General features: G+C 67.5%; 10 protein-coding genes. 8 read left to right on the top strand and 2 right to left on the bottom strand.

Annotated features, from left to right (window positions below; translation table 11 throughout):
- Positions 1 to 17: 17 nt before the first annotated feature.
- The 8 genes from lptF to GRX31_RS10095 all read left to right on the top strand — a co-directional run bounded on the left by lptF (position 18) and on the right by GRX31_RS10095 (position 9,665).
- A complete protein-coding gene (gene lptF, locus GRX31_RS10130; RefSeq protein ID WP_016445883.1) occupies positions 18 to 1,145 on the top strand; it encodes an LPS export ABC transporter permease LptF in 1,128 nt (375 codons plus the stop codon).
- Positions 1,145 to 2,254, top strand: a complete 1,110-nt coding sequence (gene lptG / locus GRX31_RS10125) for an LPS export ABC transporter permease LptG (protein WP_017407657.1) — start codon at positions 1,145 to 1,147, stop codon at positions 2,252 to 2,254. Before lptF ends, lptG begins: the two co-directional genes overlap by 1 nt.
- 10 nt (positions 2,255 to 2,264) lie before the next feature.
- Positions 2,265 to 2,678, top strand: coding sequence for a sirohydrochlorin chelatase (locus GRX31_RS10120; RefSeq protein ID WP_016445881.1), 414 nt, complete (start codon positions 2,265 to 2,267; stop codon positions 2,676 to 2,678).
- A 64-nt stretch (positions 2,679 to 2,742) separates the two neighbouring features.
- Complete coding sequence (locus tag GRX31_RS10115; RefSeq protein WP_016445880.1) at positions 2,743 to 3,684, top strand: CysB family HTH-type transcriptional regulator; 942 nt, start codon at positions 2,743 to 2,745, stop codon at positions 3,682 to 3,684.
- A gap of 58 nt (positions 3,685 to 3,742) precedes the next feature.
- On the top strand, positions 3,743 to 4,909 hold the full coding sequence (locus tag GRX31_RS10110; RefSeq protein WP_160852482.1) for a pyridoxal phosphate-dependent aminotransferase: 1,167 nt from the start codon (positions 3,743 to 3,745) through the stop codon (positions 4,907 to 4,909).
- Between the two features lie 83 nt (positions 4,910 to 4,992).
- Positions 4,993 to 5,955 (top strand): helix-turn-helix transcriptional regulator, encoded by a 963-nt coding sequence (locus GRX31_RS10105; protein WP_160852480.1) that lies wholly within the window; start codon positions 4,993 to 4,995, stop codon positions 5,953 to 5,955.
- Positions 5,956 to 6,032: 77 nt separating this feature from the next.
- Positions 6,033 to 8,252, top strand: coding sequence for a TonB-dependent alcaligin siderophore receptor FauA (fauA, locus tag GRX31_RS10100; protein WP_237426646.1), 2,220 nt, complete (start codon positions 6,033 to 6,035; stop codon positions 8,250 to 8,252).
- 420 nt (positions 8,253 to 8,672) lie between these two features.
- The gene (locus GRX31_RS10095; protein WP_046985402.1) at positions 8,673 to 9,665 is read left to right on the top strand and encodes a Bug family tripartite tricarboxylate transporter substrate binding protein; all 993 of its coding nucleotides are present in this window, start codon (positions 8,673 to 8,675) and stop codon (positions 9,663 to 9,665) included.
- Here GRX31_RS10095 and GRX31_RS10090 read toward each other — a convergent pair.
- Together GRX31_RS10090 and GRX31_RS10085 are read right to left on the bottom strand one after the other, a co-directional pair.
- Complete coding sequence (locus GRX31_RS10090) at positions 9,601 to 10,830, bottom strand: NAD(P)/FAD-dependent oxidoreductase (protein ID WP_047473469.1); 1,230 nt, start codon at positions 10,828 to 10,830, stop codon at positions 9,601 to 9,603. The genes GRX31_RS10095 and GRX31_RS10090 overlap by 65 nt on opposite strands.
- Positions 10,831 to 10,845: 15 nt before the next feature.
- A complete protein-coding gene (locus GRX31_RS10085; RefSeq protein ID WP_160852476.1) occupies positions 10,846 to 12,747 on the bottom strand; it encodes a LodA/GoxA family CTQ-dependent oxidase in 1,902 nt (633 codons plus the stop codon).
- Positions 12,748 to 12,795: the final 48 nt, after the last annotated feature.

Below are 12,795 nucleotides of genomic sequence, written 5' to 3'. Positions count from 1 at the left end.
CGTTTTCCTTTCAGCCAATGTTATTCGATTCATCCATACGCAAAGAGCTGGCCCGCAGCTTCGGTGCCACGGTCGTGGTGCTGATCACGGTCGTCATGACCATGATGCTGATCCGCACGCTGGGTCAGGCTTACAAGGGCAATGTCAGCCCTTCCGACGTTCTGCTGGTCATGGGGTATACGGTGCTTGGCCAGTTGCCCACCATCCTGGGCCTGGGACTTTTCGTGGCCGTGGTCGGTTCGCTGTCGCGCATGTACCGCGACAGCGAGATGGTGATCTGGTTCGCCGCAGGCCAGGGGCTGGCCAGCCTGCTGCGCCCGCTGCTGCGCTTTGCCTGGCCGGTGCTGGCCGTGATCGCCGTGCTGGGCCTGGGCATCCTGCCCTGGGCCAATCAGCAGATCGAGCAGATCAAGACCCAGTTCGAGCAGCGCAGCGACATCGACCGCATCGCTCCCGGTGAGTTCCAGGAGTCTGCCGGCGGCTCGCGCGTGTTCTTCATCGACAAGGACGTGCCCAGCGCCACCGCTGCCAACAATGTGTTCATCGTGGCCAATGAGCGCGGGCGCGAGTCCGTGACCTCGGCGCGCGGGGCGCGGCTGGAAGTGGTCAAGGGCGAACGCATGGCCGTGCTGACCGACGGCCAGCGCATGGAGACGCAGACCAGCGACGGCTCGGTGAAGATCAGCGAGTTCAAGGAATACGGCACGCAGCTCGGCAGCGGCAACAATCTGGCCGCCGCCGAGGAAATGGCCGCGCGCAGCACGTACACGCATGAGCTGCTGCCGCGCACCGAACCCATCTACCGCGCCGAACTGGGCTGGCGCATAGGCCTGCCTCTGGCGGCGCTGAACTTCGTGATCCTGGGCCTGGCCGTGGCCAGCGTGAACCCGCGTGCCGGTGGCAGCGGCAGCCTCATGCTCGCGCTGTTCGCCTTCATCGTGTACTACAACCTCATGACGCTGGGCGAGAACTGGGTGGCCTCGGGCAAGCTGAGCATGCCCGCCATGACGGCCCTGCTGCACGGCGGCACGTTGCTGCTGGCGCTGCTGGTGCTGCTGGTGCGGCACAGGCGCTGGTCGCCGCGCGATCTGTGGCGCAGGCCCTGCAAGCCGACTGCCCTGGACGACGCGAAGGCGGTGCCATGATGAGAGTTCTGAGAAACCTGCTGTACCGCGACATCATCGCGGCCGTCGGCTATGTGACGCTGGCCTTCCTGGCGCTGTTCTTCTTCTTCGATCTGGTCGATGAGCTGCGATGGGTCGGGCGCGGCGGCGACAACGGCTACAAGATCACGCACGCGCTGCTTTTCGTGGTGCTGCGCATTCCCAGCCACCTGTACGAGCTGATGCCCATCACCGTGCTGATCGGCACCATCTACGTGATGGCGCGCTTTGCCCAGAGTTCGGAATTCACCATCATGCGCACCAGCGGCATGGGCCCCTGGCTGGCGCTGCGCACGCTGATGGTGCTGGGCCTGGGCTTTGTGCTGGTCACCTTCGGCACCGGCGACTACCTGGCACCTGCGGCCGAGAACGCGGGCCAGAACATCCGCGCCATCCACCTGGCCCAGCTGTCACGCGGGGCCACGGGTGCCTGGCTCAAGGAGCGCCAGGGCGATCATTCCATTGCCATCAACGTGCGTGCCATTCGCGGGCCGGGCGATTTCTCGAATGTGCGTATCTTCGACTTTGACGGCCAGGGCCGCATCTCTGCCCAGATCCATGCGGAATCGGCGCAGGTGAGCGAAGACGGAGAATCCTGGATGCTCCAGGGCGTGCAGGCCAGCCGCCTGACGGCCAAGCCCGACGGCGGCATGGTGCTGCAGCGCGAGAAAGAAGACAGCATGAACTGGAAGACGGGCATCAGCGCCGAGATGGTCTCGGCCGCTTTGCTCAAGCCCGATCGGATGTCCACCATCTCGCTGTTCCAGTATGTGCGCCACCTGGAAGCCAACGGCCAGGCTGCGCAGAAGTACGAGATCGAGTTCTGGCGCAAGGTCTTCTACCCGATGAGCTGCCTGGTGATGGTGGTGCTGGCCCTGCCTTTCGCCTACCTGCATTTCCGCTCGGGCGGCATCGCGGCCTATGTGTTCGGCGGCGTCATGGCCGGCATCAGCTTCTTCCTGCTGAACAACGTGTTCGGCTACATCGGCACGCTGCAGACCTGGTCGCCCTGGCTGACCGCTGCGGCGCCGGGCCTGCTCTACAGCCTTCTTTCATTGACGGCCTTCACCTGGCTGGTGCTGCGCCGCTAGGACCGTTGCCATGCAAAACGAGACAACATCTGCCGGCAGGACCGGACTGATCCTGCTGGCACACGGCTCGCGCGACGCCTTGTGGCGCCAACCCATCGAGGCCGTGCTGAAGGCCGTTCAGCAGACGCATCCCCAATCCCTGGCCGCCTGCGCCTACCTGGAGGCCTGCGCGCCCGACCTGCCCACCGCCGCGCGCGGGCTGGTCGAGGCCGGCGCCACGCACATCACCGTGCTGCCCCTGTTCCTTGGCACGGGCAAGCATGCGCGCGAGGACATCCCGAAGCTGGTGCAGGAGATAAGCGATACCCATCCGCAGGTGGCCGTGGACCTGCAGCCGGCCGTGGGCGAGCATCCGCGTGTCACGGCCCTGCTGGCAGAACTGGCACTGGTGGCCACGGAGCCCCGTGGCGCACCGGGAAGCTGAAATAACGAATCGCTTCTTTATATAAATGCAGCATAATGGCGTGCAGCACCCTGCTGTCACCGCCATGAACCTGCACCAATTCCGATTCGTCCAAGAAGCGGCGCGCCGCAACCTCAACCTCACCGAGGCGGCCAAGGCCCTGCACACCTCGCAGCCCGGCGTCTCCAAGGCCATCATCGAGCTGGAGGAGGAGCTGGGCATCGACATCTTTGCGCGCCACGGCAAGCGCCTCAAGCGCATCACCGAACCCGGGCTGGAGGTGCTCAAGAGCATCGAGCTCATCATGCGCGAGATCGGAAATCTCAAGCGCATCGGCGAGCAGTACAGCGCCCAGGACAGCGGCACGCTGTCGATTGCCACCACCCACACACAGGCCCGTTACGTGCTTCCGCCTGCCGTGGCACGGCTGCGCGACCTGTATCCCAAGGTCACGATCAGCCTGCACCAGGCCACTCCGGCAGAGGTGGCGCGCATGGTCATCGACGAGGTGGCCGACATCGGCATGGCCACCGAATCCCTGGCCGACTACCCCGATCTCGTCACCCTGCCCTGCTACGAATGGCAGCACGTGCTGGTCATGCCCACAGGCCACCCGCTGGCGCAGAAAGAGCGCATCACGCTGGACGACATCGCCCACGAATCGCTGATCACCTACCACCCTTCGTTCACGGGTCGCGGCAAGATCGACCAGGCCTTTGCCACGCGCCGCCTGCGTCCGCGCATCGTGCTGGAGGCCATTGACTCCGACGTGATCAAGACCTATGTGCGCCTGGGCCTGGGCATCGGCATCGTGGCCGAAATGGCCATGCGCGACGACCCGGTCAATGACCTGGTCGTGCGCCCCATGGGCCACCTGTTCGGCCAGAGCGTGGCACGCGTGGCCATCAAGCGAGGTGCCTACCTGCGCAATTTCGTCTACCGATTCGCCGAACTGCTCAGCGACCGCCTGACGCGCGATCTCATCATGCGCGCCATGAACGGCCACGTGCACGACTACGAACTCTGATCCTCCGCCCCACCGGACCTGCAGTGCGGGTCCGCTCCCGCTGTCCGCTGTTTCCGCCATGACTTCTGCCACGCCCCGCACGCCCGCCTTCCCCAGCCGCCTGCCCCATGTGGGCACGACCATCTTCACCACCATGTCGGCGCTGGCCGCCGAGCACCAGGCGGTGAACCTGGGCCAGGGCTTTCCCGATTTCGGCTGCGACCCCAGGCTGGTCGATGCCGTCACGGCCGCCATGCAGGCTGGCCACAACCAGTACCCGCCCATGCCCGGCCTGCCCCAGCTGCGCCAGGCCATGGCCGACAAGATACAGGCGCTGTACGGCCGCAGCTACGATGCGGGCACCGAGATCACGGTCACGGCCGGCGCCACGCAGGCCATCCTCACCGCCATCCTGGCCACCGTGCATGCTGGCGACGAGGTCATCGTGCTCGACCCCTGCTACGACAGCTACGTGCCCAACATCGAGCTGGCCGGCGGCGTGCCCGTGCGCGTACCGTTGACGCCGGGCAGCTTCAAGCCCGACTTCGCCAAAATTGCCGCCGCCATCACGCCGCGCACCCGGCTTTTGATCATCAACAGCCCGCACAACCCCAGCGCCACCATCTGGAGCGATGCCGAGATGCTGCAGCTGCAGGAGCTGCTGGCGCCCACCGACGTGCTGCTGATCAGCGACGAGGTCTACGAGCACATGGTCTACGACGGCCGCCAGCACCAGAGCGCCGCGCGCTTTGCCGGCCTGGCGGCGCGCGCCTTCATCGTCTCCAGCTTCGGCAAGACCTACCATGTCACGGGCTGGAAGGTGGGCACCGTCGCCGCGCCGGCCGCACTCACGGCCGAGTTCCGCAAGGTCCACCAGTTCAACGTCTTCACCGTCAACACACCCATGCAGGCGGGCCTGGCCAGCTACATGGCCGACCCCGCGCCCTATCTTCAGCTGCCCGCCTTCTACCAGGCCAAACGCGATCTTTTCCGCCAGGGCCTGGAAGGCTCGCGCCTGCGCCTTCTGCCCACGGCGGGGACCTATTTCGTCTGCGCCGACATCTCGGCCGTGTCGGACCTGGACGAAGCCGCGTTCTGCCAGTGGCTGGTCCGGGAGCATGGCGTGGCGGCCATCCCGCTGTCGGCCTTCTATGGCGACGGCTTCGACCAGCGCGTGGTGCGATTTTGCTTTGCCAAGCAGGACAGCACGCTGCGCGCGGCACTGGATCGGCTGCGCAAACTCTGAGGTTTGTGGGCGAGCGGGCCTGCAGCCCCGGATAATGAGAAGCATTCTCGAATCCAGCTGCGGGCCTTTTGTTCCGCTCACCCATGCCCTCCTCCTCCCAGCGCTACACCACGGCGCAGCTCGACGCCATGCGCCAGCGCCACGGTTTCAGCGTGCGCTTTCTCTCTGCCGTCTCCGAAAACGATTGCATCTTCGAGGGACAGGTGCAGGAGCACCAGCTGCCCTCGGGCCTGCAACTGGTCAGCTCCGACATCCGCATCGACCACGGCTATGAATCCACATCCGAGCACCCGCGGCGCTTCACCGCCGTGGTCCTGCTGGACGGCCAGGCCGAGCTGCAGTTGCCGGGCGCCCGCCGTGCACTGAGCGTGACGCGCCATGCGGCGGCGGCATTCTCGTGCGGCGACACCGAGATTCTCAAGGCCACCCATGCGGCAGGCCAGACGGTGCGCGGCTTCAACCTGTCCATCGAGGCGCCCGAGGCCTGCGCCGATGCCGAACTGGCCGAGCTGCTGCACCAGGCCATGCGGCAACCCGGCCCGCCACTGCATGCCTGGTCGCTGCCCGAGCATCTGGCGGTGTCGCTGCGCCAGTTGCTCGATGGCGTCTGGAGCGGCAGCCTGGCCCGGCTGCACCGCGAAGGCATTGCGCTGCAGGTGCTGGCCTGCGCGCTGCAGGCACATGCGCAACCGCGGCCTGCGCCCTTGCCGCGCATCCATCCCCGGGACAGGCGCGGCCTGGAGCGCGTGCGCGAGTGCATGGATGCAGCGCCGGGCCAGGCGTACAGCCTGGACGACCTGGCGCGCCTGGCCTGCATGAGCCCGACCACGCTGCGCGAGAAATTCCAGGCCGCCTACGGCCAGACCGTGTTCGGCTGGCTGCGCGAGCGCCGAATGCAGCTGGCGCGCGAGCGGCTGGCACAGGGCTGGAGCGTGCAGGAAGCGGCCGACTGCGTGGGCTTTCAGCACGCCAGCAATTTCGCCACGGCCTTTCGCCAGCGCTTCGGCCACGCGTCCAGCCAAGGCAGCCTGCGTCGCAAGCCATAGGACTGGCGTCGCCGGGAACAGGCGGCGGCGGCGCACATTTCCCACAATCCGGGCTCACGCCCAGGACCATGGAAATGATGAGCATTCGCATCCAAAACCCCGCCCCGCGACACCCACAAGGCGCGCGGCCCCCCCTGTCCCTGCTGATCTGTGCCCTGTGTGCCGCCCCTGCGTCAGCAGTCTGGGCCGCCGACGAGGACAGGCCCCCTGCCAGGAAAGGCGACACCGAACTGGGCACCGTCACCGTGCGCGCCGCCGCCGATGCCGGCACCACCGAAGGCACGGCCCGCTATACCAGCGGCTCCACAGGCACGGCCACGGGCCTGCAACTGTCGGCACGCGAAACTCCGCAGTCGGTCAGCGTGATCACGCGCCAGCTCATGGACGATGCAGGCCAGCTCACGGTCTCGCAGACGCTGGAGGCCTCCGCGCCCGGCCTGTCGGTCAGCCGCAGCGACAGCAACCGCTACCAGTTTTCCTCGCGCGGCTTCGGCGTCAGCAACTTCCAGTTCGACGGGCTGGCCTCGCCCATCAACAGCCTGTGGAACTTCGGCGCCACCGACATGGACACCGCCTTCTACGACAGCGTGGAAATCGTGCGCGGCGCCACGGGCCTGCTCAATGGCTCGGGCGATCCGTCGGCCACGGTGAACTTCGTGCGCAAGCAGCCGCGCGAGACGGCGGGCGGCCATGCATCGCTGACGCTGGGCCGCTGGAACCTGCGCCGCGCCGAGGCCGATCTGTCCCTGCCGCTGGACCGCGAAGGCCGCGTGCATGGCCGCGTCGTGGCCGTGCAATCGGACAGCGACAGCTACGTCAGCCACTTCGGCCAGCGCAGGCAGGGCCTGTACGCCGTGGTCAGCGCGGCCCTGACGCCCGCCACCCGGCTCGTCACCAGCCTCGAATACCAGAAGAACACCAGTCCCGGCATGGGCGCCGGCTTTCCGCTGTTCTATGCGGACGGCAGCCGCACGGCCTTCGACCGCTCGGTGTCCAACAACACGCGCTGGTCGCATTTCGGCACGGAGAACACCACGGCCACGCTGGACCTGACGCACCGGCTGGACAACCGCTGGCTGCTGCGCGCCGCCTACAGCCGCAACGACGGCAACTACGACATGCGCTACGTCTACCGGGGCGGCGCGCCGGACGCCAGCACCGGCCTGGGCATGGCCAACTCCTTCATCAAGTACCGGGGCGACCGCTCGCGCGACAGCCTGCACCTCACGGCCAGCGGCCCGGTCGCGCTGTTCGGGCGCCAGCACGAGATTGCCGTGGGCTGGAACCATGTGCGCGACGACATCGACATCCGCCGCTACGCACCGCTGGGCACGCCGCCTGCCACGGACAACTTCCTCGACTGGCGCAACGGCAGCCTGGCCGAGCCGGGCTGGTCCGACGTCTCCAACGGCGGCGACGACAGCCGCATGCGCCAAAGCGGCGGCTATGCCGTGGGGCGCCTGTCGCTGGCCGATGGCTGGACGGCCGTGGCCGGTGCCCGGCTGAGCCGCTGGTCCACGCGCCAGAACTACTTCGGCAGCCTGCGCGACTACCGCTACAGCAACGAAATCACGCCCTACGCCGGCCTGCTGTGGGACATCGATGCCCGGCACACGGCCTACCTGAGCTACACGGAAATCTTCACGCCCCAGAACTACCGCGACAAGCAAGGCAGCATCCTGGACCCCATCACCGGCCAGGCCTTCGAGCTGGGCCTCAAGGGCTCCTGGCTGCAGGACCGGCTGCAGGGTTCTGCCGCGCTGTTCCAGACCCGCCAGGACAACCTGGCGCAGGACACGGGCGAATTCATCGACGGCACCACGGACCAGAAGGCCTACCGGGGAGTCAAGGGCGCGCAGGTGCGCGGCATCGACCTGGAACTCAGCGGCGAGCCGGCCCGGGGCTGGCGCCTGGGCGCCAGCTACACGCACTACACGGCGCGCAGCGCCAGCGGCGCCGCCTTCAACACAACGCACCCGCGCAGCCTGGTCAAGCTCACGGCCATGCGCAGCTTCGAGGGTGCGCTGCAAGGCCTGAGCCTGGGCGGCAACCTGCGCTGGCAAAGCCGCATCTGGCAGAACGTGACCAACCCGCTGCGCCAGAGCGTGCAGGTAGGCCAGGGCAGCTACCTGGTGGTCAACCTCTCGGCCCACTACCGCCTCGACCCCACCTGGTCGGCCAGCGTGCAGCTCAACAACCTGCTGGACCGCCAGTACTACAGCCAGATCGGCTTCTACAACCAGGGCTGGTGGGGCGAGCCGCGCAATCTGACGGTGAGCCTGAAGGCGGATTTCTGAGCTGCATCGGCATTGGCGTCGGCATGGACATCGGCAATGCCCGCCCCACCCCGGCGCCGTAACGGGCGCCGGCCCATGCCATGGGGCGCATCGTGCACGTCCACGCAGGCGCCGCAAAGCCGCATGTTCGCGGGCAGTTTCACGGCAGCGCCGGAGGCGGATTCAGCAGCGGTGCGGTCCATGCCACAGGCGAGTCCCGGAGCCTTGCGCCGTGATGGCAGGCGCAATGACGGGCGCATGTCAACGCAATCCTTCTCATTTGCCGAGCAAGGCCGGACAGGTCATTCGCCCGCCGCATGACGTCCTGCCAAAACATTGATTGACGTCAAGACAGCCACCACCCAGCATTGGCCCGCCTGAAAAATCCGCCGCTGGCCCCAGCCGCTGCGCCACCAGAACATCGACAAGGAGACATCCCCCATGCCCCGTACCCTTTCACGCAAGCAATTCCTGCGCGCGGCCGCGCTGCTTGGCGCCACGCTGCTGCCCCTGCCCCAGGCCTGGGCGGATGCCTATCCCACCCGGCCGGTCAAGCTGGTCGTGCCCTTCGCTCCTGGCGGCAATACCGATGTGCTGGCGCGCATGGTGGCACAGGGCCTGTCCGAGTCGCTGGGCCAGCCCGTGATCGTGGAAAACATCTCCGGCGCCAACGGCTCCATCGGCGCCAGCCGCGTGGCTTCGGCGGCCAATGATGGCTATACCCTGCTGTTCGGCACGGCCGGCACCCAGGCCATCAACCAGAGCCTGTACAAGAACCTGAGCGAGAAGAACCTGGGCGATTTCGAATACGTGGCCCTGGTCACCACCATCCCCAACGTGCTGGTGGTCAACGAGGCGCGCACGCCCGCCAGGACGGTGAAGGACCTGGTGGCACGCTCCGCCGCGCAAAAGACCGGCATGAGCTATGGCTCGCCGGGCAGCGGCTCCACGGTCCACCTGTCGGGCGAGCTGTTCAAGAGCGCCACCCAGCTGGACATGGTGCATGTGCCCTACAAGGGCAGCGCGCCGGCCCTGACCGACCTGCTGGGCGGCCAGATCGATTTCATCTTCGAGAACGTGACGCCCGCCCTGCCCTTCGTGCAGTCGGGCAAGCTCAAGGCCCTGGCCGTGACCTCGGAGCAGCGCCTGCCCGCCCTGCCCGATGTGCCGACCATGAAGGAAAGCGGCTACCCCGCCTTCGTGACCGGCACCTGGAACGGCGTGCTGGCGCCCAAGGGCACGCCGGCCGCCATCGTCAAGCGGCTGGAGGATGCCACGCTCAAGGTGGCGGGCCATGCCGACTTCAAGTCCAAGGTGACGGCGCTGGGCGGCGAAGTGCGCCTGCTGGACTCCAAGGCCTTCCGCGAATTCACGCGGGCCGAGTACCAGCGCTGGAATGCCATCGTTCAGACGGCGAAGCTGGAGCGGCAATAACGCCGGCTCCGTTCCCCGCCTCCGGCGCCCGCTGGCGGCGGGCCCAGAACGTCTCGTTCGCCCAGCGCGGCTCCAGCGCATAGTAGTGCTCGTGATGGCTGCGGTACGCGGCGCGTATCGGCCGGATCCACGCATCCCAGGCAGGCAACGCACCGGCGTCGCCCGCCAGGCTGCGGCGCACGGCCAGGGCGGCCTCGCTGCCGGTGACCAGGCTGTTGAGCAGGCCCTGCGATGCCAGCGGATCGAAGGACAGGCAGGCATCGCCCACGGCCAGCCAATCCGCCCCGCTGGCTGCATCCAGCCATTGCTCGTGGGCGGCGGCCACCCGCAACGGCTCCAGCACCTGGCTGCCCACGCTGCGCGCGCCCACCAGGGCCGTGCGATCGGCCATGTCCAGCAGATCCGCCGTGCTGCGCAGGCGGCGGGCTTCGGGCAGGTCGATATCGGTCTGCCAGGCAATCACGCAACTGCCATCGGGCAGATCGGCGCTGTACCACCAGCCTTCGGCATCCGACTCGATCATGGTGGTGCCTGCATGCTCATGCGATGGCGGCTCCACCCAGGCGTGAAAACAGACCAGGCGGCCGTCGCGGCGGACCTCGGCACCCGCCTGCCGGGCCACCCGGGCCGCGCGGCCCGTGGCATCGACCACGATGCGGCAGGACAGCTCCAACGGGCCGTGCGCCGGGTCGCCCTGCGCCCTATCGATCAGGCAGCGCCAGCGCATGGGTGCGCCCGGTGGCTGGCGCTGCAGGCTGCGCAGCGTGGCGGGCACCAGGCAGGGCACGCCACGGCTGCGCGCAGCCTCCAGCAGCATGGCGTCGAAACGCTTGCGGTCCAGGTGCCAGCCCGCGCCATGTGGGTCGAACAGTGCGTCCTGAAAGATGACCTCGGAGCTTCCCCACAATGACCGCCGCGACCAGGCAGGACGGTGGCCCTGTGCCGCGAACGCATCCCACACGCCCAGGTCGGACAGAATCACCCGGGCCGCAGCGGGCAGGGTTTCGCCAATGGCCCGCCCTGCCTGCACGGCGCGTCCTACCAGCGCCACGCGGCAATGCCCCGCCAGCTGCGCGGCAACGGCCGCGCCCGCCGGTCCCGCGCCCACGACGAGCACATCCAGTTCATCCGGCAGCGGCGCGGTGGCCATGGCATGCGCAGACATAGACGTGGCCGCCATTCAGCGCGGCAGCACCGGGCCGCGCTGCGTCAGGGCGCGCAGCTGCTCTTCGTTGTCTGCGTCGAAGGGCTCGATGCGGGGAGGCGCTTCCTGCCCGGCCGGTTGCACGGCAGTCTTGAGCATGTGCGACGGCGCCGGGGCGATGCGGTTTTCCACCTGCATCAACGGCGGGAAGTCCTTGTCGCCAAGCGGGCCCGGCCGATTCTCGATGACGCCCATGTCACCGAAGTGGCTGATCATGCGGTTGATTTCGCTCTCATAGCCTCCCTCGCCCAGGGTGCGGAACCACGACTCGCGCCGGTTGAAGGCGGCGACACGCTGATCGCGCGGCAGTTCGGTATCGATGACCTTTTCATAGGCCTCCTGCGTCAGCACCTGGTTGGGCACGCGGGCCGGCCAGAACGTGGGCAGGTAGGGGTCGTAGCGCGGGCCGTAGCCGGCGTAGTAGCCGCTGCGGCAGCTGGCGGTGTCGGTCTGCCAGGGAACGGCCATCCAGCGCGTGAGGTCACCGGCCACCTGTGCATACAGCGGCCCGCTCTCGGACAGCGCCACGGCGGGGGTGAGCCGCGAGCCGTAGAGCTGCAGCTCGGGCGGGTTCTCGGCCGCCTCGCGGATGCGAAATGGCGCCCGGTACATGCTGGCGTGGCGCATGGGCCAGGTGATCTCGCAACCCGGGTGAAAGGCATCGGCCAGGCAGTCGTCCATGGCGGCATGGTCGAGCATGGTGGGCTGCTCCTGCAGCGGCACATCGGACAGCTGGGCCGGGTACTTCTGGCCGGGCGTCCAGTCGGAGAGAAAGTGGCCTGCGGCCCACAGGTCCAGCATCCTCAGCTGCGTGGCCGTCAGCGCCGCATGCTGGCGCGGCGTGTCGGCCGGCGGCACGGCCATGGCGTCGCCATACAGCCAGGGCCAGGGCTGGGGGGATGCGCCGTCCCGGTCAAAGCGCCGGAAGGCATTGGCCACCTGCTGGCGCAGCTCGGCCCAGGTCGTGCCCGGGCTGTTGAGCCTGGCGATCCACGCCTCGTCATCTGCACTGGCCGCCCCGCCCCAGCCGAACTGGGATGCAAAGCCCTTGTTCGCCCACTGCAGGCTGCTCTGGCGCTGGAGTATGGGCAGGATGTGCCGGCTGAAGGAGACCTGCAGCGGAAACGCAGCCATGCCCGAGCGGATGAAAACATCCTCCATCAGGTCCTTCATGGTGCGCACCGACTTCATCTGCGGGCCGTAGTTGGGCGGCGCAACCGTGACCCATGCCGCATCCACCGGCACGGAAACGCCGTCCACGACGACCTTCGCGCGCACCGGGCCGTCGGCCACATCGTCATGCCAGCCCTCGTTGTTCGCGAACGTGGTGGCCTTGGAGCCATCCACGGAGGCAGAGACGCCACGGCCTCCCAGCACGAGAAGCTGGCCCGTCTTTTCAATGCGCAATTCGCCCAGATAAACCGGCTTGCCGCAGAAACTACCGCTATCGAATGCCACCGGGGCCGAGCCTTTGGCAATTCGGCGGGCTCCCGGTCGAATGGCCAGGCTTTTCCGGTCCTTCACCGTGGCATTGCGCAAAATCGTGGGATCGGCCGTTGCGGCTTCAGGCACGTCCAGCGCCAATTGGAATTGATACCAGGCGGCTTTGGTATTGGCCAGTTCGACTTCCCATTCGATTTCGTCCTGGTCGGCCGTGAGTTCACGCACCACTTCGCCTGCGGCGTTGTAGCCGTAGATGCGAAAGCGCGCAGCCTGGCGCTTGAGCGCGCCCTGCGCATCACGCAGGCTGCCCGGCGCCATGGGCGGCACATGCATCAGCTCGGGGCCGACATAGTACCCATCCGGGCTATTGCCAATACGCGCCACACCAATTCCCGGGTGTATGGCAGCACGCACAATGGTGGAGTCGATTCCCATTTGTCACCCTTTCAGTTGCTGAGGCACTGATTGCAACAAACGGTATCA

The sequence above is a fragment of the Delftia sp. CH05 genome (assembly GCF_009827015.1).
In the GTDB taxonomy this organism is placed as follows: Bacteria; Pseudomonadota; Gammaproteobacteria; order Burkholderiales; family Burkholderiaceae_C; genus Comamonas; species Comamonas tsuruhatensis.
The sequence above is the reverse complement of the archived record's forward strand: the minus strand, read 5'-3'. Positions and strand labels throughout refer to the sequence as shown.